17 protein-coding genes are annotated in these 25,834 nt (G+C 43.3%); 11 read left to right on the top strand and 6 right to left on the bottom strand.

Going from position 1 to position 25,834, the window contains the following annotated elements:
* Positions 1-355 precede the first annotated feature (355 nt).
* Positions 356-5,971 carry a trifunctional serine/threonine-protein kinase/ATP-binding protein/sensor histidine kinase gene (locus NSTC731_RS01185; RefSeq protein WP_445629255.1) on the bottom strand — a complete coding sequence of 1,872 codons (5,616 nt, stop codon included), beginning with the start codon at positions 5,969-5,971 and terminating at the stop codon, positions 356-358.
* A gap of 872 nt (positions 5,972-6,843) precedes the next feature.
* On the opposite strand from NSTC731_RS01185, the gene petJ reads away from it, so the two are divergent.
* A complete protein-coding gene (gene petJ / locus NSTC731_RS01180) occupies positions 6,844-7,179 on the top strand; it encodes a cytochrome c6 PetJ (protein WP_445632250.1) in 336 nt (111 codons plus the stop codon).
* A gap of 176 nt (positions 7,180-7,355) precedes the next feature.
* On the top strand, positions 7,356-8,279 hold the full coding sequence (locus NSTC731_RS01175) for a tetratricopeptide repeat protein (RefSeq protein WP_445629254.1): 924 nt from the start codon (positions 7,356-7,358) through the stop codon (positions 8,277-8,279).
* Positions 8,280-8,290: 11 nt separating this feature from the next.
* Here NSTC731_RS01175 and NSTC731_RS01170 read toward each other — a convergent pair whose 3' ends face one another.
* Positions 8,291-8,917, bottom strand: coding sequence for a Uma2 family endonuclease (locus tag NSTC731_RS01170; RefSeq protein WP_445629253.1), 627 nt, complete (start codon positions 8,915-8,917; stop codon positions 8,291-8,293).
* A gap of 326 nt (positions 8,918-9,243) precedes the next feature.
* Between NSTC731_RS01170 and NSTC731_RS01165 the strand changes: the two genes are divergently transcribed.
* A complete protein-coding gene (locus tag NSTC731_RS01165; RefSeq protein ID WP_445629252.1) occupies positions 9,244-10,140 on the top strand; it encodes a hypothetical protein in 897 nt (298 codons plus the stop codon).
* A 12-nt stretch (positions 10,141-10,152) separates the two neighbouring features.
* Positions 10,153-10,707: a hypothetical protein gene (locus tag NSTC731_RS01160; protein WP_445629251.1), complete on the top strand. Its 555-nt coding sequence runs from the start codon at positions 10,153-10,155 to the stop codon at positions 10,705-10,707.
* A gap of 77 nt (positions 10,708-10,784) precedes the next feature.
* Here NSTC731_RS01160 and glgX read toward each other — a convergent pair whose 3' ends face one another.
* Positions 10,785-12,911 carry a glycogen debranching protein GlgX gene (gene glgX / locus NSTC731_RS01155; protein ID WP_445629250.1) on the bottom strand — a complete coding sequence of 709 codons (2,127 nt, stop codon included), beginning with the start codon at positions 12,909-12,911 and terminating at the stop codon, positions 10,785-10,787.
* A 538-nt stretch (positions 12,912-13,449) separates the two neighbouring features.
* On the opposite strand from glgX, the gene NSTC731_RS01150 reads away from it, so the two are divergent.
* On the top strand, positions 13,450-15,546 hold the full coding sequence (locus NSTC731_RS01150; protein ID WP_445629249.1) for a TonB-dependent receptor plug domain-containing protein: 2,097 nt from the start codon (positions 13,450-13,452) through the stop codon (positions 15,544-15,546).
* 53 nt (positions 15,547-15,599) lie between these two features.
* On the opposite strand, the gene NSTC731_RS01145 is transcribed toward NSTC731_RS01150, so the two are convergent.
* Positions 15,600-16,007: a hypothetical protein gene (locus tag NSTC731_RS01145; RefSeq protein WP_445629248.1), complete on the bottom strand. Its 408-nt coding sequence runs from the start codon at positions 16,005-16,007 to the stop codon at positions 15,600-15,602.
* Between the two features lie 168 nt (positions 16,008-16,175).
* On the opposite strand from NSTC731_RS01145, the gene NSTC731_RS01140 reads away from it, so the two are divergent.
* A complete protein-coding gene (locus NSTC731_RS01140; RefSeq protein ID WP_322669940.1) occupies positions 16,176-16,472 on the top strand; it encodes a hypothetical protein in 297 nt (98 codons plus the stop codon).
* A 203-nt stretch (positions 16,473-16,675) separates the two neighbouring features.
* On the opposite strand, the gene NSTC731_RS01135 is transcribed toward NSTC731_RS01140, so the two are convergent.
* Entirely contained in the window at positions 16,676-17,659 is a 984-nt protein-coding gene (locus NSTC731_RS01135; RefSeq protein WP_445629247.1) for an AraC family transcriptional regulator, read from the bottom strand.
* Positions 17,660-17,961: 302 nt separating this feature from the next.
* Between NSTC731_RS01135 and NSTC731_RS01130 the strand changes: the two genes are divergently transcribed.
* The 4 genes from NSTC731_RS01130 (at position 17,962) to NSTC731_RS01115 (ending at position 21,603) form a co-directional block, all read left to right on the top strand.
* Positions 17,962-18,357, top strand: a complete 396-nt coding sequence (locus NSTC731_RS01130; RefSeq protein WP_445629246.1) for a (R)-mandelonitrile lyase — start codon at positions 17,962-17,964, stop codon at positions 18,355-18,357.
* Positions 18,358-18,475: 118 nt separating this feature from the next.
* On the top strand, positions 18,476-19,252 hold the full coding sequence (locus NSTC731_RS01125) for an SDR family oxidoreductase (RefSeq protein WP_445629245.1): 777 nt from the start codon (positions 18,476-18,478) through the stop codon (positions 19,250-19,252).
* 192 nt (positions 19,253-19,444) lie between these two features.
* Positions 19,445-20,503 (top strand): NAD(P)-dependent alcohol dehydrogenase, encoded by a 1,059-nt coding sequence (locus NSTC731_RS01120; RefSeq protein ID WP_445629244.1) that lies wholly within the window; start codon positions 19,445-19,447, stop codon positions 20,501-20,503.
* A 92-nt stretch (positions 20,504-20,595) separates the two neighbouring features.
* Positions 20,596-21,603 carry an aldo/keto reductase gene (locus NSTC731_RS01115; protein ID WP_445629243.1) on the top strand — a complete coding sequence of 336 codons (1,008 nt, stop codon included), beginning with the start codon at positions 20,596-20,598 and terminating at the stop codon, positions 21,601-21,603.
* Positions 21,604-21,898: 295 nt separating this feature from the next.
* Here the strand turns inward: NSTC731_RS01115 and rsgA are convergent, their stop codons facing one another.
* Entirely contained in the window at positions 21,899-22,960 is a 1,062-nt protein-coding gene (gene rsgA, locus NSTC731_RS01110; protein WP_445629242.1) for a ribosome small subunit-dependent GTPase A, read from the bottom strand.
* A gap of 478 nt (positions 22,961-23,438) precedes the next feature.
* On the opposite strand from rsgA, the gene NSTC731_RS01105 reads away from it, so the two are divergent.
* Positions 23,439-25,820: a glycoside hydrolase family 31 protein gene (locus tag NSTC731_RS01105; RefSeq protein WP_445629241.1), complete on the top strand. Its 2,382-nt coding sequence runs from the start codon at positions 23,439-23,441 to the stop codon at positions 25,818-25,820.
* The last annotated feature ends 14 nt before the right edge of the window (positions 25,821-25,834 follow it).

Below are 25,834 nucleotides of genomic sequence, written 5' to 3'. Positions count from 1 at the left end.
GAGTTCGATGAACCTCTCCCGGACAACCTCCCTCTCCCACGGGTCAAGGGAGGAGCAACAAGAAATTAGGTTTTTGGCTCCCCTCTCCGTGTCAAAGCTACCGTGTATACACAACTCCTAAAAACCTAGCTTGATAAGACTTTCCTCGTTCCCAGTCTTCGACTGGGAATGCATTCATTGAGTCTCTGACTCAATATTATGACTGGAGGCAGAGCCTCAACGAGGAGCATTCCCATGCAGAGCATGAGAACGAGACAAACGAAATTAGAGTTTTGGCTCTGCTTTTTGTGTCAAAGAGGGGTTGGGGGAGAGGTCAAAAAAGGGCTTGTCGAACTCACGTTAATCATAGAACTTTTCACTTTATTGAATTTAACGGTATATAGACGGAAAACTCTGCTCCTTTTCCTAGCTCCGAGATTACACTTAGTCTTCCTCCATGTTTTTCTACAATAGAGTAGCTAATCGATAATCCTAAGCCTGTTCCTGTGCCAATAGGCTTTGTTGTGAAAAATGGGTCAAATAAATGCTGTTTCACCTTTTCAGACATACCAGACCCATTATCTGCAATTTGAATGGTTATTGTATCAGCCTCAGTCATTTTGGTACGAATTTCGATGGTGGGAATTTTTGTTTGTGTATGTTCAGTTGTGAATAATGAATCTAATGCATCAATAGCATTGCTAAGAATATTCATAAATACTTGATTGATCTGACTAGCGTAGCAATTTACTTCAGGCAGTTGGGCATATTCCTTAATCACATTAATTGCAGGGCGGTATGTTTTCTCTTCTAGACGGTGCTGTAAAATTAACAAGGTGCTATCAATACCTTCATGAAGATTGACAGTTTTCATTTCAGCCTCATCCAGGCGCGAGAAATTGCGGAGAGAAAGAACAATCTGGCGGATGCGATCTGCTCCTATTTTCATTGATTGCAGTAATTTTTGAAGGTCAGATTTGAGGAAGCTTAAATCTACGGCCTCTAGTTCTTCTTGAATCTCAGCAAATGGTTGAGGATAGTAGTGTTGATACAGATCGATTAAATGCAGCAAATTTTGACAATATTCATTGGTATAGGTGACGTTGCCATAGATAAAGTTAATCGGGTTGTTAATTTCGTGAGCGATACCTGCCACCATTTGCCCCAATGAAGACATTTTTTCAGTTTGAATTAGTTGGCTTTGGGTGTGTTGCAGTTGTTCTAAAGTTTCCGAGAGATGCTGATTTTTATCATTCAACTCAAAAGTTCTCTGCTCTACCTTTTGCTCCAAGGTATGGCTGTAATCCTCTAGTTGGGCTTTTGCTACAGCGAGATTGTTATACAACATGGCATTTTGCAGCGAGATGGCAGCTTGTGCTGTAAGCAGCCGCAAAACTTCAAGACGGTTTTGGGTAAAGGCTCCAGTCGTCAAACTGTTTTCTAGGTATAGGATGCCAACGATCTGGCCACGATTGTGAATAGGCGTACATAGCAAGCTTTTAGGTTGCCATTGAATAATGTAGGGATCTTTGGCAAAAGTGGTTTCTTTGCGGGCATCATCTAGCACTAAGGTTTCGGAAGTACGCGATACATAGTTCACCACCGTTTTAGGAATATCCTGACTGGCTGAAAGAGGCAATGAGTGCAGATTTCCCCCAAGGCTTTCATACAAAGCCATACGCTTGTCTTCGACGATCGCTTTGCTGTTTCTCTGAGCTGCAACCACCCAATTATCCTCTTGAAGCAGCAAGAGTACTGATTTTTCAGCTCCGGCGTTTTCGCTTACAACCTGCATCAAGGTTGTCAACAGCTTTTCTAACTCAATTTCTCCAGCCAGTGCATGAGAGGCTTTGATCGCCGTTACTAAATCTAAGGCTTCAGTCCCACTAGTACTAGTGTGTGTGAATCCGATTGTAGTGGTGAGGCTAAAGTCTGTAGAAGCATTTTCCTCCTCCTGAAAACTCGTCGAAGCCAAGAATTGAGGATATTGGCTCTCCAACTGTTTAACTTTGGCTACAGCTCCCCATTTTAGGTAACTGTAATAGGCATTCATCAAGTAAATTTGAGCGATACCTTCCGTGGACTTTCCTGGGGAACGGTACGCGTAGCTTGCTTCTACAAAGTGGTACGCCAATGCTTCTTTGTGCCATTCCAAGTAAAATCGGGCAGCCAATTCATTGGCGAGGGCAACTTCTTGAATGTATCCATTGACTTTTGCCCCTGCGATCGCGCGATCGTAAAGATCCACAGCCTGCGCCATCAGTCCCAACACTCGGCATTCTTCGGCTTTTACTAGTTCAAATTTGTGCAAATAATTCATGGGTGCGTGGTGCGCCCATGTCTTCATTTTTTCCTGGTTTTCTGTCACCCGCTCCAGTAAGATTTCTCGGCGATCGGCCGTAGCTGTAGAATATTCTGCCAGAGCCGTTAGTGAATCATAAAAATAAAATATCGGCACAGTAGCATAGCCCGTGCCTGCAACTAGATAAACTCTAGCTTGAGTGGCTGTCTCCACTGCTTGCGAGATGTTTTCAAACAAATAACAGAGAATTAACTTGTGCAGCCAGAAGTAGTGAGGCCCCATCAAGTCATTGGCATTATGCATTTGAGTCAAAAATTGTGCTTCATCAAGTACCTCACCTGTTAAAATACAGGGATTTTCAGCCTTGCCGAGCAAATTCAAAACTGTTTGCCAGAAGACACGGCAGTAGTTGAGAATCATATCTTGCCTAAAATTTTCTAAAGCATGACAGTAAGCCTGGATGTCTTCTTCTAACGATTTCAGTTCTCGTCCCAAAAAATAAGAATACTGACAGATGTCTTTCGTAGTGAAGGCAACGTAATATACATTTCTAGTTTCCAGAGCAATTTTGTAACCTTCCAGTATCAGCTGTAAGGATTTTTGTAGTGGAGACTTCAAATAGGTGATAAAAGCACCCGTAACATAAAACACATTAGGTTTAATGTCGCTAATATTAAATTTGTCAGCTAGTGCCAAAGCCAGGTTGCCAAAAAGATAGGCTTTTTCAATATCTTGGAGAATTCCGTTTAACAGAATGCCATAGGCGGCATAACATAAGGGAGAAAATGGAGCATTGCCATACTGAATTGATGCTTTGACTTGTGACAGGATGACTAAAGGAAACAGATTTGGTTCGGCAGTGTAAACGGCTGGAGCAACGTTTGCCACAATTCGGTTAACAGCCAGCTTGTCTTTTGCCGTCATCAGGGGTAAGTCAACCAAGGAAGCAATATCACGCCCGTTAATTAAGGCAGCAGTTTCCTGAAGGTCTTGCTGAATATCTTCGGGGGTGGATGTTTCGGGAAAAACCACGCCGAACAGACTCATTCCCTGGCGAGCGATCGCGATCGCGCCCAGTACATTATTTTGAGTTGTATACGCCTGGATTTTGGTTTCGTAAATGCTGATTTGATCTAGTGGAGTTTTGGCTTGCTGCATTACTGTTTGAGCCAATTGCTCCATCTGTTCATGAGCACCACAAAGGTAAGCTGCTTCGGCAGCTGATTCGTGCAGTGCTAGAGCTAATTCATACTGAGTGTGCCAACAGTCGGATCTTAATAAACGAATCCCGGTAGTTAAATACTCAATTGCTACCTGATATGATGTAGCAGATTTAGCTTTTTTTCCTGCCAATAGGTTAAGTTGTGTCAGTCGATCGCGATCGGACTGAGATCCAATCAGTTCTCTGCCAAGATTCAATTGGTTAACAATTTCAAAAATCAGCAATTCTTGCTCAGTTTCCGGGGTATTACTTAACAGCAATTGACCAATCTTCAGGTGAGTTGCTGGTTTTTGATTGGCCGGAATTAGTGAATAAGCAGCTTGTTGAACGCGATCGTGGAGAAATTTGTAGGTAATAGTTATCGATCCGCGATCGTTTGTCAAATCATCTATAACAACAGACTCATCCTGAAAGAATGTATATCCTTCAGCATTGGGCAAAATTAATCCATCCTTGAGAGCTGGCCACAAATCTGCTGCGGTTTGGGCTGGAGATTTTTCATAGACAACCGATAGGGTTTCTAAATCAAACTGATTGCCAATACAGGCAGCCAGTTTGAGAACATCCTGAGTCTGCGATCGCAATTTTTGGAGTTGCAGCACTACAAACTCCACAATATCTTCTGTAAAAGAAAGCGCCCGGATTTGAGCAAGATTGCACTGCCAATCGCCTGTTTTGCTGGCAAAGGCGATCAGTCCATCTTCATGCAGCGATTTGAGAAACTGGTTAGTGAAAAATGGATTACCTTTGGTCTTTTGATACACCAAATTGGCGATCGCAATTGCTTGTTCTGCTGTATATTTCAGCGTATCTGCAATCAGTTGATTTAGGTCGGCTTCGGTAAGGGCAGAAAGGACAATACTGCTAATTGTAATCGCCTCTTGACGCATCTCCTCAATGGTCAACATCAAGGGATGTGCAGAAGAAACCTCATTATCTCGATATGCTCCAATCACTAGCAAATAAGAGTTATTGGCTTCACTCATCAACAGATGCATCAGTTTTAAAGAAGCCAAATCTGCCCACTGTAAATCATCGAGGAAAATGACCAGGGGATGTTCTTGGGTTGTAAATACTTGAATGAATTTCTGAAATAGCAAATTGAAGCGGCTTTGGACAGCAGTACCCGATAATTCTGGGACAGAGGGCTGCTTGCCAATGATTCGTTCGAGTTCTGGAATCACCTCAATAATCACTTGACCACTTTCACCCAATGTAGATAAAATTTGGGTCTTCCACTGGTCAATTTGAGCATCACTCTCTGTCAGCAGTTGTGCTATTAAGTCCCGGAATGCTTGCACCAAAGCAAAAAAGGGAATATTACGATTAAATTGATCGAATTTGCCTTTGATAAAGTATCCGCGCTGACGGGCGATCGGTTTGTGAACTTCGTTGACAATTGCCGTTTTCCCAATACCAGAGGAACCTGCCACCAGGATGATTTCAGAAGTTCCCTGGCGCACCCGTTCAAAGGTTGCTAGTAGCATTGCCACTTCTGCTTCCCGGCCATAGAGTTTTTCGGGAATTGTAAAGCGATCGCAAACGTCCCTGTGCCCTAGCTGAAACGGGATAATATTTCCACTTTCCTGCAATTGATCCAAACAAATTTGCAGATCGTGCTTTAGCCCTAATGCATTCTGATAGCGGTCTTCAGCATTTTTCGCCATCAGTTTCATGACGATATCACAAAGAATTTGGGGAATCTCTTCTCTATTCCCTAAAAGTGGTGGTTGTTTCGCTATGTGACAATGCACCAATTCCATCAAATCATCGGATTGAAATGGTAATCGCCCAGTTAATAGTTCATAGAAAGTGACTCCCAGAGAATAGAAGTCAGTGCGATAATCAATTCCCCGATTCATTCGTCCGGTTTGTTCGGGGGAGATATAGGCGAGGGTTCCTTCTAAAACAGTCGGGCTGGTTGAAAGTTGGTTAACTCTTGGTAGCAGTGAAGCAATGCTAAAGTCAATGAGTTTGACCTCCTTTGTGGTCGGATTTATCAGGATATTGGCGGGTTTGATATCCTTGTGGATAACTTGGTGATGGTAAAGATCGGCCAGAATATCAGCAAGTGCGATCGCAATCTGTAAAAACTCGCTCAAAAACTCAGGACAAAAGGGTGAGATTTTTTCCTGACTTGCTACATTTCTGAATCCCTGTCTCCAAGTGTCAGCATACTCCTTCAAAGAAATTCCGCCAAAGTCTTCTAAGATCAGGGCAGGTCGATTCTGACAATTTTCCAGGCTATAGATCCGAACAACCCCAGGAACATTTAAGATTTTCGTAATTGTGTACTGATTCTTGAATTGAGCCAACTCAATCAGACTGGGATAAGAATTTTTAAGAAGTTTTATCGCAACAGCAGTTTGATCGCTCTCTCGCAAAGCTCGGTAAACCAGAGTGCGACTGCTGGTGTAAATTCTCTCACCAATTCGATAGCCGGGAACATCGACTCGATTCTCTAGCATAAAAGTTGCTATTGGATAACCTGAGTTTATTTTTCCCTAATTAACTCGAATTATCACAATTCATTAGTAAAAATTGAGAAACTCGATCGAGCTAAATCAATCGACTATATTTGAATCTATGCCATTAATCTTAGAAGATGTTTGAAAAGTATTTTTGGTAACTTCTAAGCCTCGGAAACTTAACCTCCCTACTCTATTCTCTACAAGTAAATATGGATTAAATGGGGGTTTAAAAGCGTCTCTTTGCTTGTCTGACGACAGGCTGACGCCAATGGGGAAAGGAATAGAAGCAGGATTTATGGCATATTTTACGACTTTTTCAACATCCTCAAAGGCATCTGCACGAAAAATAAATTTGGGTTCTTGCAGTAGTTTTATGTTAATCAGTAGAGTTTACTAAATTTTCATAATTATAATTTAGCGATCTAGGACTCCTATTTGATAGACTCAGTACGGATTTATGCCTTCTTCTTTATTCCCTATTCACTGCCTAAGCAAGTAAATTCAGTAATCAAAGTGGATTACTATATCAATACGTAAAATATAAGTTTTTTAAGCATTTAATTATTATAAAATATACTTAAAGAACTCCAGGTTTATAATCTTTACAAGCGCATGGTGAATTTTAAAAACACTTCCTGCAAATTATTGTAAGTGGCAGTTGATTAGGGATATCTTAATCATGGAGCGGGGAATCAACACAGAATTCTTCATGATGAAATTACAGACGTAATTAAAAATTTTTATTAAGCAAAAGTTAAAAAATTTTTGGGCGAAGTTTGACAGCTTGTCATTTGACTATGGCAGCCGCTCAACTCACAATTATGGAGGATATTGCACCGAATAAGCCGTTATTGCAGAGAGAACACGAAATGAAAAAAATGATTACAGTCATACTGTTAGGCATAGCAATCTTCACATTTGCCTTCAGTAATCCAGCATTGGCAGCAGATGCTGCTAGTGGAGCTAAAGTATTTAGTGCCAATTGTGCCTCTTGTCACGCAGGAGGAAAGAATTTGGTTCAAGCTGACAAAAACCTGAAGAAGGAGGCTTTGCAAAAGAATGGTTTGTATTCAGCAGAGGCGATTATCTCCCAGGTTACAAAAGGTAAAAATGCCATGCCCGCTTTCGGCAAACGTTTGAAGTCTAACCAAATTGAAGATGTAGCGGCTTATGTGCTTTCACAAGCAGATAATGGTTGGAAGTAGACTAAAATCTAACTTCAAAAATTAGAAATTAGCGGGGCTTTCTGTCCCGCTAATCTTAGAGTTGCCGCAATTATCAAACAGGATGGATATACCAATTTAGGATTTTGGATTAATAGTCTTTATAAAAAGACTGTTCCAAAAATATCAAATAATACTACCTATCCTCATTTGGTATTATGAGTAATTTCTGGCGATTAGTTTTCAGTATAATTATTGCTTTTCCTCTCACTTTTTTGACTTTACCTGCACATTCTTCACCCATTTTAATTACCCAAATAATAGCGGGTGATTTCTTAAAGTTGGGTGTAGATAATATGCGGCGCGGTGATTATCAGGAAGCAATAGAGAATTTCAATCAGGCGATTGGACTTGAGAAAGATTTGGCTGTAGCTTATAGCGATCGCTGTCTTGCTCATCTCCAACTACAAGATTACCATCAAGCGATCGCAGATTGTACTCAAGCGATAAATTTTGCACCGGATAACTTTGAGGCTTATCTGAACCGGGGAGTAGCACACTACAGACAAGGAGATTATGCTGCTGCCATTGTCGATCATAACCGAGCCGTTACACTTAAACCCTCCGATTTTCGAGCCTATTACAACCGAGGGCTAGCCCGTGCTGGGGATGGGAAAGACTCGGAGGCAATTCTTGACTTTAATTTAGCCCTAACTCAAATTCCTCAAATCAGTAGCTTACTGCTTGCAGATATCTATAATGACCGAGGTTTAGCACATTTTGTCTTGCAAAATATCCAAGCTGCGATGCTCGACTTTAATCTAGCAATTCGCCTCAATGCTAACGATTATAGAGCTTACTTTAACCGAGGTTGTGCTTGCGGACGAAACGGAGATGACTTTGGTGCAGTGCGTGATTTTTCCCAAGTTATCAAACTTAACCCCAGTAATGCCCAGGCTTACGTTAATCGGGGGGTAGCTCAGTATCGCTTAGGATATCATTTAGGAGCGATATCTGATTTACAAAAAGCATCTGAGTACTTTGAAAACCAAGGAAAAAAAGTTGCTTACGAAAAAACTCTAGATTTACTGAAGAGTTTGCGAGAACAAATTTCCTTTGCAACGGAAATCGCTCTTTTCTAACACTATTAGGGCTATACAGGGTATCCACCAGCTTGAAAAATCTGTTCGGCGGTTAAGTTTAATTCGGGGAAAAGAGGTGAGATAATGCGATCGCTACCTTGAAACTGACTGACTTGGTATTCTCCCTCAATTAAAGTGTAGAGAGATACAGTTGGTTGTTTAGGATTGCCAATAAATCGCCTACCGCCTAAAGCAGCATAGTCTACAATCCAGTATTCGGGTATACCTACAGCCTCATAATCAGCAGCTTTTTTTAAATAATCATCACGCCAATTGCTACTCACTACCTCAACTACTAAAGGTATTGATTCCGCTTGACTTACAGTAGATTCTTTTTTCCACAGAGGTTCGTTTACTAAATTGGGGCGATTTAATATCAGCACATCTGGTGAGTAAGCAGATTCATTTTCAGGCGGTTTGACTAATACTGTTTTGGGTATGAAGTAGGGTAGATTTAAACGAATACACTCTCTAGTAATTTCAAAGGCTAAAAATCCGACTACCTCTTCATGGTCGCCTGTAGGTTGCGGCATCTCAACTACTACTCCATCATGCAATTCATAACGTTTTCCCGTGTTGTCAGGATATTTAGCAACAAATTCATCGAATGTAACTACTTTGCGTAAGGCTTGAATCATAAATTATTGTTTTTTATTGTATTTGCGAAGCTTCCAGTTTTCTCAATGCTAACGTAATTCGTAATTGCTACAACGCAGAAGCTTTGAGGCTTATTCCCCTTCGCCTTTTAAAGGCTAGCTTGCTTAGGAAGTGCAATCTATCTAGCCCTTTGAGATCGCACGTCTGGGAATTTGAGCGTTTGAAGCAGACTAAAAAATATATCAACTCAGAATCAGATCATATTACTAATAGAACCGAGATCACACTTCAATGAGTTCATCTCGGCTAAACTAAATTTTTATAGTTAAATATCACGAATACTTACATAGTAACTTAAATTATCGCAATGAAAAATCTAGGGCGCAAACCTCCTATTCATCTTCACTCAAAGCAGAAAGAACCACCTTCTCTTCATGAGCTTAAACAGCTATTGATGACTGTTCGTGCCCAACGCGATGAATGGCAACAACGTGCGAAAGAAAATGAGGATGCTGTATCTCAACGCAATGAAGCAGAACAACGTGCAAACGAAGCTGCATCACAACTGGTTCATGTTCAGCAAGAAATTCAAACTTATCAAATCGAGGCTAATGAGCTAAAACTCGAAGCTAATAAGCTAAAAGAGCGATTTACTCAAAATTATCTCTTCTATCTTGATGAGCAAGAAAATCATCAAAAGACGCTCTGTCTCTACAATGAAGAAAAAGCGAAAATATCCCAGCTAGTTCAGGTTCACCAGCGAGAAATCCAAACTTATCAACTCGAAGCTAATGAACTAAAAGAGCAAGTCACTCAAAATTATCGCTTCTATATTGATGAGCAACAAAGTCATCAACAGACGCTCTGTATCTACAACGAAGAAAAAGCAAAAGCAACTGAATTGCTTACCAAATATGAGTCAGTAAACTCAGAACAAGAAATGTATTTGACCTTATACAATGAGGCTAAAGCAGAACTCAAGCATGAGCGTCGTTCCAAAGCTAGCATTAAGGGATGGGAAACTCGCCGGAAAGCCGAGAATGAAAAACTAAAACGAGAAATTGCCCAGATGGTTGTGCTACTGCGTGACTCTTTAGCAAGTAAGGATGAAGCAATAAATAGTCTTTACGTTGTTGCAGAGCGTATGGATAGAATTCAATCTTTAGTTGATTCGGTGGAAGAAGAAACAACTAATAATCCTATAGGTGTAGTACAAAAATTTAAACGCATCTGGTTGGCAATTAAAGACATACTTTCTGAATAAACAAGCATACTTATGAGCAAAAAATCACTACCAACCACGCAAAAACAAAGTAAAGCGAGGCTGGGAGATCAAATTCGCAGTATTGCCGATCGCCTTAAACAAGAGACTGATGTACAGATAACAGCAACTTCTCGAATTTTAGGCGCTGCTGCTCAAATTGCCGAAAATCATGACCAACTTATTAATGAAGTAGTTGATATGGTTGAGTCAGATATAGATGTAGAGAAACAGGTATCTCAGAAGCATATTTATACTGTTGATCTTCTGAAGCAACAGTTTAAAACATTACGGGATGCAAAGGCTCACTTTAATCTGAAAGTTACTAGTTGGGAATCACTAGCTAATAAATTAAATGCTGCATCTTTCCAAACAACCACAATTCAGAATAAACCTCAATCAAATCAGGGTTTGGCAGACACTAATACGATCAAAGGTGAATATAATTTTAATAATCTTGAAAAATTGACAGTTTTTTTAGAGCCTGATGTTGCAGAACTGTTTCCTAATTCGGAAGCAGTAAATGAAGCTCTGCGTTTTTTAATTAGAGTTACGAGTAAAAATTATTGAGGCATTTTAGCAACTTTATAGAAAGAAAAATATATTTTTCTTTCTATAAAGTTGAGTATTTTTTTCTCCTCATACTGCTAACCGATCAGGCGTAACACCATCAGAGAGCGATCTGAAACTGGTAGACTTTGAGAGCCGGAAACTAATTTTCCCCGTTCTAAAAACCGAGGTTCATTAGTGTCAATTACTATCTCCCATACCTTTTCTTTAAAGTCATCGGGTAAAGCAAACTCAATTAACTCATAGTGAGCGTTAAAAAATACTAGAAAACTTTCATCAATAATCCGCTCACCACGATCGCCTGGAGTAGCAATTCCCTGCCCATTCAAAAAAATCTCCATTACTTTGGCATAACTAACTAGCCACTGCTGCTCAGTCATTTCACTGCCATCAGAATTAAACCAAGCAATATCATTAATACCTAAACCGTGAATGGGGCGGCCTTGAAACCATTTACGCCGCCGAAATACTGGATGCTGATGGCGAAAATTAATTAGTTCGCGTGTAAAGTCTAGTAAATCCGAGTTCGCTTTATGCAAATCCCAATGTCGCCAAGAAATTTCATTGTCTTGGCAGTAAACATTATTATTTCCCTTTTGACTACAGCCAATTTCATCCCCCTCTAATAGCATTGGGACACCTTGAGATAGCATTAGGGTTGCTAAAAAGTTTCGTCGTTGCCGTTCGCGCAAACGCAGTACTTCTGGATCGTCGGTTTCGCCTTCTACTCCACAATTCCAGGATCTATTATGGCTTTCACCATCTCTATTATCTTCCCCGTTTGCGTGGTTATGCTTTTCGTTATAGCTGACCAAATCATTTAACGTGAAACCATCATGAGCAGTTATGAAATTAATACTTGCATTTGGGTTGCGCCCGTTGGTTTGATATAGGTCAGGGCTACCGGTAAAACAGTAAGCAAATTGTCCTAAACTATCATCTACACCACGCCAAAAATCTCTGACTGTATCCCGATATCTACCATTCCACTCAGACCAACGCAGTGGAAAGTTCCCGACTTGATAGCCTCCTTCTCCTAAGTCCCAAGGTTCAGCAATCAGCTTCACATCTGCCAAAATTGGGTCTTGATGAATAATATCAAAGAAAGCTGATAGGTTATCTACTTCATATAATTCCCGCGCCAGCGCTGAGGCTAAATCAAAGCGGAAGCCATCTACATGCATTTCTGTTACCCAATAGCGCAAGCTATCCATGATTAACTTCAGAACTTGAGCATGACGCACATTCAGAGAGTTACCGCAGCCTGTAAAGTCCATGTAGTAGCGAGGATCGTCCTTTACCAAACGGTAATATACAGAATTATCAATACCTCGCAAAGATAGCGTTGGCCCGAAATGATTTCCTTCGCCAGTGTGGTTGTAGACTACATCTAAGATCACTTCAATTCCGGCAAAATGTAGTGCCTTGACCATTTGCTTAAATTCAGTGACTTGTTCTCCTCCAGTTCCACTAGCACTGTAACTAGAATAAGGGGCAAAATAATTGATGGAATCGTAGCCCCAGTAATTGCTTAATCCTTTATCTTCTAAATGTCCCGGATGAGATAGAAAATGATGTACTGGCATCAACTCAACTGCTGTAATGCCTAATTGCAGTAAGTGTTGAATTGCAGCCGGATGGGCCAAACCGGCATAAGTACCGCGTAATTCTTCTGGAATATCTGGATGTAGTTTAGTAAAACCTTTAACGTGAGTTTCATAAATAACAGTTCTATACCAAGGCGTAGTAAGCAGTTTATCGCCTTCCCAATCAAAAGATTGATCGACCACAACACACTTGGGCATTATTTTGGCATCATCTAGTTCGGAAAAAACTAAGTCTTTTTCCTCAGCGTCTAGAGAGTAGCCAAAGACAGCTGGATCGTTACTAAATTCACCGTCAATTGCCTTAGCATAAGGATCAATTAATAGTTTATTTGAATTAAATCGATGACCTACTTCTGGTGCCCACATCCCATGTACTCTAAACCCATACTTTTGACCTGGGCCAACTCCTGGTAAGTAACCATGCCAAACAAAATTGTTTTTTTCTGTCAAAGGTATACGAATTTCTTCGTCATCGTTATCAAATAAACAAAGCTCTACCCCTGTTGCATTTTCCGAAAATAAAGCAAAGTTTGTTCCTTTACCATCCCAAGTTGCACCTAAAGGATATACATTCCCCGGCCATAAAGCTACATACATAAGTAAATCTTGAATATTAGTTTTTCGACAAATATTATTGATTTCAACTTTTTTGAATAATTAGTTAAAATCTAAGAGTTACTAAGAATTCTTTAGAATCAATAACATTTAAATTTAACTTAAAAATAATATTATTTACTCTATCATTAGTAATAAAATCTCTATTCCTTAAGTTGGAAAAATTAACGTAGAGGGTAACAGACTGAAGGAAAACTGCGCTGTTTGCGACACGCTGCGCAATCTGCTTCAGTAAAGCGATGCTTGCGTTAGGATGCGCTAACGCTAAAAAATAAGGGTTTTAAACCCTCACTGTTGCCACAGCTTCCTGCAAGGTGGCTGTTTACATGGCTCCAAATCATCTAGGTCAAATCCCCTTCTACCTTATTTAAATGCGATCGCTTTAGAGTTTAACACATAGTAAATTGACAAATAGTCTCATCCACTCTGTAGAAATATGACAGCGTGTCTTTTGACACGATTTTACTATTACAGCCACAATGCTACGTAGTGACTGTTTTTACTTGGTGTGAAAGAGAACGTGAAAAAGGATTTTTTGTTGCTAACAGTTGCTTTACCGAGTTTACTGATAGCGTCTCCTAGTTATGCGGTTGAGAGTGAAATTGAGCAGAGAAATACTAATAAATCAACTGAAGTTATTTCAGATATTCCGAGTTTGAGTGAAATTGAGCTACCCGCCACTAATGCCGAATTATTATCTCAACAATCTGTACCGATTGAAGTTAATCCAGAAGAAACTCAACCAGAAACAGAGCAAACTCCGAGCGATGATGCAGACATTTCTATAGAAGCGATCGCAGAACCAGACAACCTACCCCAATCTACTCCAACTTACGTAATCGATCGAGAAGAAATTAAAAAGCAGGGTGCTGCAAGTTTAGCAGATATTTTGAAAAGAATGCCTGGTTTTGCAATTAATGATGTCGGTCATGGTGCAGATATTCACACAGGTACATACTACCGGGGAGCCTCAATTAATCAATCTGTATTTTTGATTAATGGTAGACAAATTAACACTAATGTCAACACTTATCATGGTGGAACTGATTTAAATAGTATTCCTATAGAGGCGATTGAACGAGTGGAATTATATAGCGGCACAGCCTCCGCTTTATTTGGTTCCTCAGCCTTTGGAGGAGTTGTCAATATCATTACCAAAGAAGGTTATGGCAAACCGAAATTCAATGCTAGTGCAGAATTTGGCTCATTGAGTTTAAATAATCAACAAGTGACTTATGGTGGTTCATCCAATAATGTCAAGTACAACTTTAGCTTTGAAAGATTCTTTACAGATAACCGTTACCGCGTCCCTGTAGGTGCAGCAAATCGTGACGAACAGGGATTTTTATCAAATGCAGACACAGCTACAAGTACCTATTTTGGTAGCATTGGAGTAGATTTAGATCAAAAAAATTCTTTGAATTTAGATGTTACTGCACTCAGCAGTCGTCGCGGTTTAATTTATTTCGGTTTCCCTCTCCAAAGAGATAGATTAGACCACGATGGTTTAAATGTTGGCTTATCTTGGAAAACTCGACTAGGTAATGGCGAAAGCTCTAACCTAACAACCTCAATTGGTTATAACCAAGATTATTTTAGCACTTACGGCCCTACAGGATCGTTTTACCGTACAGGAGCTTTAGATACTCAACAACTTACAGCCAGGGTAGATCATGAGTGGAAAATTACTGCCAATAATAAATTGCGTTGGGGATTAGATTTAAAAAACACCGACTTAACCGGTGATGTTTTGAGTACGAATCCTATTGCTATTGCCAATAACGAAACTGAAAATAGGAGTTTGTTCAATACAGCTTTATTCGCTGTCAATACTTGGAATATTAGCAATAATTTTCTGATAGATTTAGGGCTAAGACAAAGCTTTGATAGCCAATTTGGAAATTATCTCAATCCTAGTGTTGGGTTACGTTATGCCGTCACGCCAATAGTAGCAGTGCGTGGAAGTTGGGCAGGAGGACAACGCAATCCTGGGTTGGATCAGTTGTATGTTTATGATACAGTTCATGGTTGGGCACCTAATCCTGATTTAAGACCAGAAATTGGCTCAACTTGGACTGCGGGAGTCGATGTTAATTTTTCTCAAAATCTGATTGGACAGTTTACTTACTTTGGTAGTAGTATAGGCGATCGCTTGGGAGTCATCGCTGGAAAATGGGCAAACATTGGATTAGTAGATACCAATGGTTTAGAAGCAGCATTGCAATTAAAAATTGCCACTGGCTGGTCAACTTTCCTCAACTATACTTACACAGATGCTCAAATAAAAACAGGGGCAGAGAGAGGTTTACAATTAGGTTTAATTCCCTACTCTGTACTGCAAACTGGTGTGGGTTATCAAAATTCCGGTTGGCAAGCTAACTTATATGTTACCTACAATAGTGGCGCTCGCAGATCCATCTTCGTTAACCCTACTGACAAGCCTACAGATTTTGCACCGTCTTTCGTGAATTTAGATTTGAGCGGGCGTATACCTCTAACTAGCAATTTCGGACTAACAGTTTACTTAGAAAATCTACTGGGTGAGCAATATGAACGAGTTAATCGCATATATAGCCCTGGATTTACTTTTCGTCTGGGTTTAAACGCCAATTTTTAGGTATTCAATGTAGAAGGTTGTAACTGCAACCTTTCTACATTGAAATTGCATTACTATTTGCTGGCAGAGAAATTATATTCTCCAAGACTACCACCAATACCATTGCTCAAGAAAGCTGAAAAAGATCCTCCGATTCGCAGGGTAGAACCGGTTTGTGAGAGATTACCTTGATAGTACTGATAAGGAAAGTTACTAGAAGACTTACGGACAAAAGCAATACGTCCCGAACTAGGGCAATAAAAGCCTTCAATCGCATTCCCAAAGATGCTTCCAGAGATGGGTTTGCAGTTGAGAGCGCTTGCAGGTTGGATGATAACAAGAGAGCCAGAACTTTGATTTCCTACTACAGACCAAGTGCCAGCCACGCTTGTCGGCCAGCCATCAGCATCAGCTGAACTAACCCATGAAAATGTTCCACAACAGACAGCAATAGCTGTATATGTTTTTAAATTATTCTTCATAATTTATCAACGAAAAATTATACAATGGGTTTTATATTATGTAGCAAATAAAATATCATCAAGAACGTAATAATTACTATTAATTTCACAAAAAATTACGAAAATTTACCCAGGTTATAATTCTTTGGAAGAATAATTTTTTATTGTCCTTCAATACAAATAGCTGACATGAGAGCCAAAATTGAAAACAAAATACTTTTTATCCACCACGAAGATTTGCCAGAGTTTAAAAAGGGTGGTTCGGTAGTAAGAAACTCTTATTTTTGGGCATTACGTTCAATAGCTGGTCAAGCTTCACGTTATCGTGATTGGGAATACGAACCGGAGGTTTGGCTAGCGCTTTCACGAATGCTTTTATCGTTTGCTGAATCGGGATATTTGGGTATTAGAGAAACTTTATTAGAGTTTCCCTTATCTCAAGGAGAAATTCCTAATTTGCTGCGAGATGTTTCCACTTGGGAGTAGGGATGTATATGTCATTTTTGTTAACAAACCTTCGCCAGCTTTTGGTTAAAAATGATTAAGATTAGAGATATCAAGCGATCGCCAGAAATATTTGTATCTTTTAATTTGTAATCATCCCTATTGAAATATCTCTTCTACATAAATGCGTAGCTTCTGATTGCAGAGTACGAGCGATCGCTTTTTTGCATTCAAAAATTTGGTCATCAAATTGAACTAGCAGTCTCCCTAGCAGTTTCTCGCAGTCGCTCCACATCGCGCATCGGTGGCGCACCAAAGAGCCGCTTGTACTCTCGGTTGAAGTGGGAAGCATCGTCATAACCCACGCGGTAGGCAGCACTGCTAGCATCAAGGTTTTCCCCCAGCATCAGACGGCGAGCTTCCTGGAGCCGCAGTTGCTTCTGGAACTGCAAGGGACTCATGGCAGTGACAGACTTGAAGTGATGGTGGAAGCCCGACACACTCATTCCCATCTCTCGGGCGATGCTTTCAATCTTGATCGGTTCGTTAAAGTCTTTACGAAGTCGCTCGACGGCTCTGGCGATGTGGTAGGTGTAGCCACCGAGAACTGCAATATGGCGGAGCCGATTACCTTGCTCTCCCATCAGGAGTCGGTAAATGATTTCCCGCTTAATCAGTGGTGCGAGAACATGAGCTTCAGCTGGGGAATCTAAAAGCCTGACGAGCCGCACCACAGCGTCCAACAGATTTGCATTCAATGGACTTACATCAATTGCTTTCACATCAACACGGCTGCGTGATGAGGGATACCCTGCCTCGACCATCACTGAGCTAACGAGGGTGGGGTCGAGATCGAGGCGAAGACTAAGGTACGGTTGCGCCTTGGACGCTTCCAGAATTTGGCTGATAATTGGCAGTTCGACCGTAGCAAGCAGATAATGCATCGGATCGTACTGATAGCGATCGCTACCCAAAAGAACTTCTTTGCTGCCCTGAGCGATCGCACAAAAGGCAGGGATAGAAACACTATGAATGCATTCCGAAGGTGAGGAGGAGCGGTTGAAGTGCAAACCTTTGAGCGGCTCAATTGTCCCATCATGACGAATAGCCTGGGCAATCCGTTCAGTCAGTTCGTCTCTGTTGGCTTGCGCTCTGTTTGCCTCGCGCTTTGCCTGCGGGTCGTTCATTAAATCGCGATCGGACTTTTCACTCGTTTTGGCAGCGTTCATTTCTAAATTTGCAGGATTGTACAACGATCTTAGACGATCGTTTTATTGCTTGTCCTCCAAAATGCCTAAGATAAAGCTAAAGCAATCAAAAACGATTCCGGCTTCTTGCAAGCCTCTGGATTTTTATTCAATAAAAAACTCAGTTTTAATTGGGTAAGGGACTCACCTACTGACAACCAAAACGGCATCAAGGCTAACCTTGCTTCTTAAAAAATCCATCCCTATTGATAGAGAAGCGATAAATGCTCAATTTCTACGATTGGGACAGCCACCGAAATGGCATCAAATGAAGGAATTAAGAAATGGACATCAAAAAAAGTGGCTCACAGCCATCCGCTAAAGGATCGGCTGAGTATTTTACCGGCACTGTCCGCATTGACCCCCTGTTCCAAGCAAACGATCCAGCACGCACGTCTGGAGCCAGTGTCACGTTTGAGCCAGGTGCTAGGACAGCATGGCACACTCACCCGTTAGGACAAACCTTAATCGTCACGGCTGGCTGCGGTTTCGTACAACGTTGGGGCGGAGCGATCGAGCAAATTCGACCGGGGGATGTGGTCTGGTTTGAGCCAGGTGAAAAGCATTGGCATGGCGCTACGGCAACCACAGCGATGACGCACATTGCCATTCAGGAAGCGCTCGACGGTAAGCCTGTGGATTGGCTAGAGCAGGTCAGCGATGAGCAGTATCCCAATTGACCTCTATCTCCGAAATTTCTAAGAGTCGATATCTACGTCCTTGGTTCCACGATATAACAATCGATTATGGAAATTCCAATAAAGACTTTCCTAATGGGCAACACGCAAAGGAGTAAAAATGACAACAAACGAGAATGAAAGCTACAGAGGAAAGGTTGCGTTTGTGACCGGAGCAGCGAGCGGCATCGGTCGAGCTACGGCGCTGGCGTTTGCCCGTGAGGGCGCTAACGTGGTGGTTGCTGATGTTTCAGAACAGGGCAATCAAGAAACGGCACGCACGATCGAAGAACTGGGGGGACAAGCGATCGCCGTCAAGTGCGACGTGACGCGGGCTGAGGACGTGAAGGCGGCTCTGGACAAGACCGTTAAGGCTTTCGGGCGGCTGGACTTCGCCTTCAACAACGCGGGCATCGAACCGAGGAAGGCAGCTCCGACTGCGGAGTACGAAGAGGAGGAGTGGAACCGGATTATCGACATCAACCTCCGCGGCGTTTTCCTGTGCATGAAGCATGAGATCCCACCGATCCTCAAGCAGGGAGGCGGCGCGATCGTCAACACATCTTCGGGCGCGGGAATCATCGGCATCAAGGGCAGCCCCGCATACACCGCCGCGAAACATGGCGTAATCGGACTGACCAAGGCGGCGGCCCTCGACTACGCCGCGCAGAATATCCGCGTCAACGCCGTTTGTCCCGGCTACATCGACACCCCGATGATGGGTCGCTTCACTGGCGGCACGCACGAAGGGCGCGCGAAGGTGATTGCCCAAGAGCCGATCGGGCGGATGGGCAAACCTGAGGAGATCGCTGCGGCCGTCCTCTGGCTGTGCTCGGACGCAGCTGCCTTCATCGTTGGGCACGCTATGGTCATCGACGGCGGCCAAACGGTGCAGTGATGTTCGTCGCCAACCCGCTCAAACCCTAAACGCACGACAACAAAGTATTATCGCCACCTTCACCGCCAACGGTGATGACTCATATCACCACTCAGGAGGTACTCGACGACAAGCCTATGGACTGGATGGAAAAGGTCAGCGACAAACAGATTCAAGACCGAGTAGATATCTTCTAAATTGGAGCATCAATTTATGTACAACGCCAAAGCTTACTCCGCAGTCAGTGCGACTGCACCGCTCGCTTCCGACACAATCGAGCGACGCGATCCAAGCGATCGTGACGTACAGATCGAAATTCTCTTCTGTGGCATCTGCCACTCCGATCTCCATTCAGTGCGTAACGAGTGGAGCGAATTCATGCCCACGAACTACCCGATTGTCCCCGGTCATGAGATTGTCGGTCGTGTTACCCAAGTCGGCTCGGCAGTTACCAAGTATAAGCCCGGCGACCTCGCGGCAGTCGGTTGCTTGGTCGATTCGGATGGTACCTGTCCTAATTGCAAAGCTGGACTTGAGAATTTCTGCCCGAATCAGATCCTCACCTTCAACTCTCCAGACAAGCACCTTGGAGGTGTTACCTACGGCGGCTACTCCGATAGTATTGTTGTTGATGAACGCTTCGTGCTGCGCGTTCCCTCCAACCTCGATCTCGCCGGAGCTGCACCGCTTCTTTGCGCTGGAATCACAACCTATTCACCCATGCGTCACTGGGGCGTCACTGAGGGCAAGAAAGTTGGCGTGGTCGGTCTTGGGGGGCTGGGACACATGGGCGTGAAGTTTGCCCGTGCGTTTGGTGCCCACGTTGTCGTCTTCACCACCTCACCCGACAAGACGGAAGACGCGCTCCGCCTGGGTGCCGATGAAGTGGTCGTCTCCCGCAATGCCGAAGAGATGCAGAAACACGCTGGTAGCTTCGATTTCATCCTCGACACCGTTTCCGCCAAGCATGACATCAACGCTTATCTCAACTTGCTCCACCTCGATGGCAATCTCACCCTAGTCGGCGCTTCCCCGATTCCCCTGGATGTTTCAGCATTTAGCCTGATTATGGCCCGCCGCAATCTCTCTGGCTCAAACATCGGTGGCATTCCCGAAACCCAAGAGATGCTCGACTTTTGCGGCGAACATAACATCACCGCAGATGTCGAAGTTATCCCTATCCAAAAGGTCAACCAAGCCTACGATCGCCTGCTCAAGTCTGATGTGAAATATCGCTTTGTGATTGATATGGCATCCCTGAAATCTGAATAACCAAGGCATTAGCGCAAATTTCAGCAGAAGGCGATTGACTCGTGAAGAATATGTTCTTTAATTCCTTTAATTCAAAGACAGGAGTGCAAAAAATGCAAAAGCGCCAACTTGGAAATAGTAATCTGGAAGTCTCGGCGATCGGGCTGGGCTGTATGGGAATGAGTTTTTCTTATGGTCCGCCCAAAGACATACAGGAGATGACCGCCCTTCTGGGGGCTGCCGTCGATCGCGGCATTACATTCTTTGACACCGCCGAAGTCTACGGCCCATTCCTAAACGAAGAACTGGTGGGTGAAGCCCTAGCTCCCTTCCGCGACCAAGTGGTTATCGCCACCAAATTTGGATTTGACATCAGTCCGAATTCCGATCCCCGTGGGATGAAGGGTTCACCCGGACTGAATAGCCGACCGGAGCATATTAAGGAAGTCGTTGAGGGTTCGCTCAAGCGACTCAAGGTGGAAGCAATCGACCTGCTCTATCAGCACCGGGTTGACCCGAACGTGCCGATCGAAGACGTGGCAGGAGCAGTGAAAGAACTGATTCAGTCAGGTAAGGTGAAGCACTTTGGACTCTCGGAAGCAGGAGTGCAAACAATTCGTCGCGCCCACGCGGTTCAACCCGTAGCGGCTCTCCAGAGCGAGTACTCACTGTGGTGGAGAAAGCCTGAAGCGGAAGTGATACCGACCCTGGAAGAACTTGGCATCGGCTTTGTCCCCTACAGCCCTTTGGGCAAGGGCTTTCTCACGGGCAAGATCGACGAAAGCACCACCTTCGACAGTTCCGACTTCCGCAGCACTCTGCCTCGCTTCACTAAGGAAGCTCTCAAGGCGAATCAAGCCCTGATCGATCTGCTCGGCAGCATCGCCGAACAAAAGCAAGCGACGCCTGCTCAAATTGCGATCGCCTGGCTCCTTGCCCAGAAGCCGTGGATTGTTCCGATTCCAGGCACTACAAAGCTGCATCGCTTGGACGAAAACATCGGGGCAGTCTCAGTCGAACTCACACCCGACGATCTGCGTGACATCGATGATGCCGCCTCCAAGATCGAGGTGCAAGGCGCTCGGTATCCCGAAAAGCTGGAGCAATTGACCGGTCGTTAAACTGGCACTAACTTAACGTGAGTCTCCAACGGAGGCGCACCTGCGGGAAGGGCGAAAGAAACAAGTCAAATCCTCTTCCCCTCTGCCTTCTGCCTCCAGCAAGAACTGCCTTGTTTCTTAGGAGTTCGACGAACCTCTCCCGGACAGCCTCCTTCTTTGAAACCCAAAGGCAGGAGCAATGAAAAATTCAGCTTTTGCTCCCCTCTCCGTGTCGGAGAGGGGTTGGGGGAGAGGTCAAATAATACTTGTCGAACTCACGTTTTGTTAGTGCGATTCGATACTGATACCTGCGCAACTAGCGCTTGTGATGATTTCGCATAGATTTATGAATCTTCTTCCATCGTTCTTTCTCAGCTAATTGCGCCCTTTGGTCTTGTTTGCGGTTAAGGTAGTCGAGTTCTTTTTGTAACTTTTGGTAGCTAAGAAACCTAGAATAATCAAGTTCTCCCTCAGCCAAAGCCTGCTGCACAACACAACCCGGTTCGTTATGATGCTGACAATTGCGGAAATGGCATTCTTGCGCCAAAGTTTCGATGTCTGCAAAAGTTTCTTGCAAACCTTCATCACCTGCCCAAATTTGGATTTCTCGCATTCCTGGAGTATCGATAATTAATCCGCCAGTAGAGAGCAAAATCAACTCACGATTAGTTGTTGTGTGTCTACCTCGGTCATCACCTTGCCGTACTGGTTGCACAACTTGGACTGATGCGCCTTGCAGTTGGTTGGTGATGGTGGATTTACCAACACCAGAAGACCCCAACAAAGCAACTGTCTGTCCTGGTTGCAAGTAAGGTTTTAAGGCATCCAATCCTTGATAATTGGTGGCACTTAAAACTGCAATTGGTACACCCAAAGCAACTGCTTCTATTTGGGTTAAATACTCTTCCAAAGAATTGCACAAATCTGCTTTATTTAACACAATTACCGGATTTGCACCACTTTCCCAAGCCAGAATGAGATAACGCTCAACTCTTCTTGGGTTAAAATCGCCATCCAGCCCTGAGACTAAGAAGACTGTATCAATATTTGCTGCAACAATTTGTTCTTCTGTTTTACTACCCACCGTCTTGCGAGAAAATTTGCTTTTCCTGGGTAAAATCTTGTTGATAGTGGCTCGTCCTTCAGATTCTCTGACACTAATCGCAACCCAATCTCCAACGGCAGGAAAATCTTGTGGTTGAGAAGCACGATGCCGCAATTTACCTGAAACTTCTGCTGAAAGTTCCCCTTGTTCGCTATAGAGGGTGTAAGTATTTCTGTATTCAATAGCAACCCTACCAACGCTAAATCCTTGTAAGCGATAGGGTTCAAAGCTGCGAGCAAAAAAGTCACTCCAGCCTAAATAATCCAAATTCATTGATGTTTCCTCGATGTGTGCTACTTGTTTTGCACAAGGTTCCACAGAGGAAGACACTTCTATGCAGGAGAACTCCCCGCACCAGAATGTCTGTGAATTCTAGTTTTCATTCCTGTAGAAAAGAGGACTGAACAGAATCTCTGCGCCTTGCGTTCTTTGAGTTGGGATGGTCAAAGTAACCCGGACTGCTAGCAACTGTGTCATAGTTCGTCCTCCTTATGTACTACAGTAAATAATCTACATTATTACATTAGCTTATTCCAGAAAATTCGTTTAAATTATGCAATTTTAACTTTGATGTAGAGACGCGATCGATCGCGTCTTGAAAGACCAATGCACAATTTTGGACACTATAAAAACAATTTTGGTAAAAAATATCTGCTCATCTTTCACCAACTTCTAGCGAAAGAAAGAGTTTGAGGGTGAGTATCTCTGTAATCATGAATGCGGACAAGTGTTTACCTGCTAAATAACTGATATGCCGCAATATTTCGGAAAATTACCCACCACAAACCAAGCTTGGACAACTGTTAGCAATGTAAAAGCTGTAACCTGGGAAAATAATATTGTTAATTTTGACTGTGGCGACTCACGCCTGACTATCAGCGTACTTACTCCAAATTTAATCCGCGTGCGTTTCGCACCAAATGGGGAATTTATGCCCCGCCGCTCTTGGGCAGTGACGCCAGATGATGCAGAATGGGCAATAACACCTTTTGCAGTGCGGGAAACTGAAGCAACAATCGAAATTGAAACAGCACAGATTCGTATGTGCGTTCAGCGAGAAAAATGTCGCATCACCTGTTTTGACAAAGCTAATCGTCCCTTCGCCCAAGATGCGGATATGGGGATGGGTTGGCGGATGGGTGCAGTTGCAGGATGGAAGGAAATTGCAGCCGATGAACATTTCTATGGCTTTGGCGAACGTACAGGCTTTCTGGATAAACTCAGCGAAGTGAAAACTAACTGGACAACGGATGCCTTAGATTATGATTCACTCACTGATGAAATGTACCAGGCAATTCCATTTTTTATGGCTTTGCGTCCGCAGGTAAGCTATGGCATCTTTTTCAACACCACTTTTTGGAGTCAGTTCGATATCGGTGCTGAACAACCAGGTATTTGGAAGATGGAAACTCGTGGCGGTGAATTGGATTATTACATTATCTACGGCCCTGAACCAGCCCAAATCCTGGAGACTTACACTCAGCTAACTGGGAGAATGCCATTACCGCCGAAATGGGCGCTAGGTTATCATCAATGCCGTTGGAGTTACGAATCAGAAAACGTTGTGCGAGAACTAGCGCGAGAATTTCGTCAACGCCGCATTCCCTGCGATGTTATTCACTTGGATATTGACTATATGCGGGGCTATCGAGTATTTACTTGGAGTCCTCAACGCTTTGCCAACGCGGCAAAACTGATTAGTGATTTAGCAAAGGATGGTTTCAAAACAGTCACAATTATCGATCCTGGTGTGAAGTATGAACCAGAAGGTAATTATCATGTTTTTGACCAAGGCATAGAAAACGACTATTTTGTGCGTAAAGCTGATGGTACGTTGTTCCACGGCTATGTCTGGCCTGAAAAAGCTGTTTTTCCTGATTTTTTACGTCCTGATGTGAGTAACTGGTGGGCTGATTTACACAAAAGCCTAACTGATATTGGTGTGGCAGGAATTTGGAATGATATGAATGAACCTGCCATAAACGATCGCCCTTTCGGCGATGATGGTGAAAAGATTTGGTTTCCTCTAGATGCGCCGCAGGGGGGAGAAGGGGACAAGGGGACAAGGGGACAAGGGGACAAGGGAGATATCCCTGCATCTTCTTCGACTCATACGGAAGTGCATAATTTATATGGGTTGATGATGGCTAAAGCTTCTTATGAAGGGTTGCAACGGCATCGAGGTTCACAGCGATCTTTTGTGTTAACGCGATCGGGTTATGCTGGTGTGCAACGCTGGTCTTCTGTGTGGATGGGAGATAACCAATCGTTGTGGGAGCATTTAGAAATGTCTCTGCCGATGCTTTGTAATATGGGACTTTCGGGTGTGGGGTTTGTGGGTTGCGATATTGGCGGGTTTGCTGGTAACGCCACTGCTGAATTATTCGCTCGTTGGATGCAGGTAGGAATGCTTTACCCATTGATGCGCGGTCACTCGGCAATGTCTACTGCTCGTCATGAACCTTGGGTATTTGGCGATCGCGTTGAAAATATCTGTCGAGAATACATTAATCTACGTTACCAACTACTTCCCTATATTTACAGTCTTTTCTGGGAAGCGGCAATGACGGGCGCACCGATTTTAAGACCGTTATTGTATCATTTCCCCAACGATCCGAAAACCTATAGCCTCTACGATCAAGTATTGCTAGGTGCATCGCTGATGGCTGCACCAATTTACCGCCCTGGAGTTGAGCATCGAGCTGTCTACTTACCCGCTGGCACTTGGTATGATTGGTGGAGTGGCGATCGCTATGAAGGCCCGATTCACATTCTTGCTCATGCACCATTAGAAACAATGCCACTGTATGTCCGTAGCGGTGCGATCGTCCCGATGCAACCTGTCAGCCAATACGTTGATGAATCGCCACTCAACCAGATTCGGTTACGAGTTTGGCCTGGTAACAACGAATATCAGTTATTTGAAGATGATGGACAGACAAGCAAGTATCAAGATAATAACCACTCAATAACTAACATCCGTGTATTTACCCAGGCCAGCCAAACAGTAGTGGAAATTGCAGCAAGACTTGGAAAGTGGGCACCTCCAACACGCGAAGCGATCGTAGAGCTTGTTGGTGTTGGAGAGCAACGCTTTCAAGATGACGGTAAGCCACATAGCCTGCAATTCTGAAATACTTGTAAAGG

The organism is Nostoc sp. DSM 114167 (genome assembly GCF_052692655.1).
This window is presented reverse-complemented; position numbering and strand designations above follow the sequence as displayed.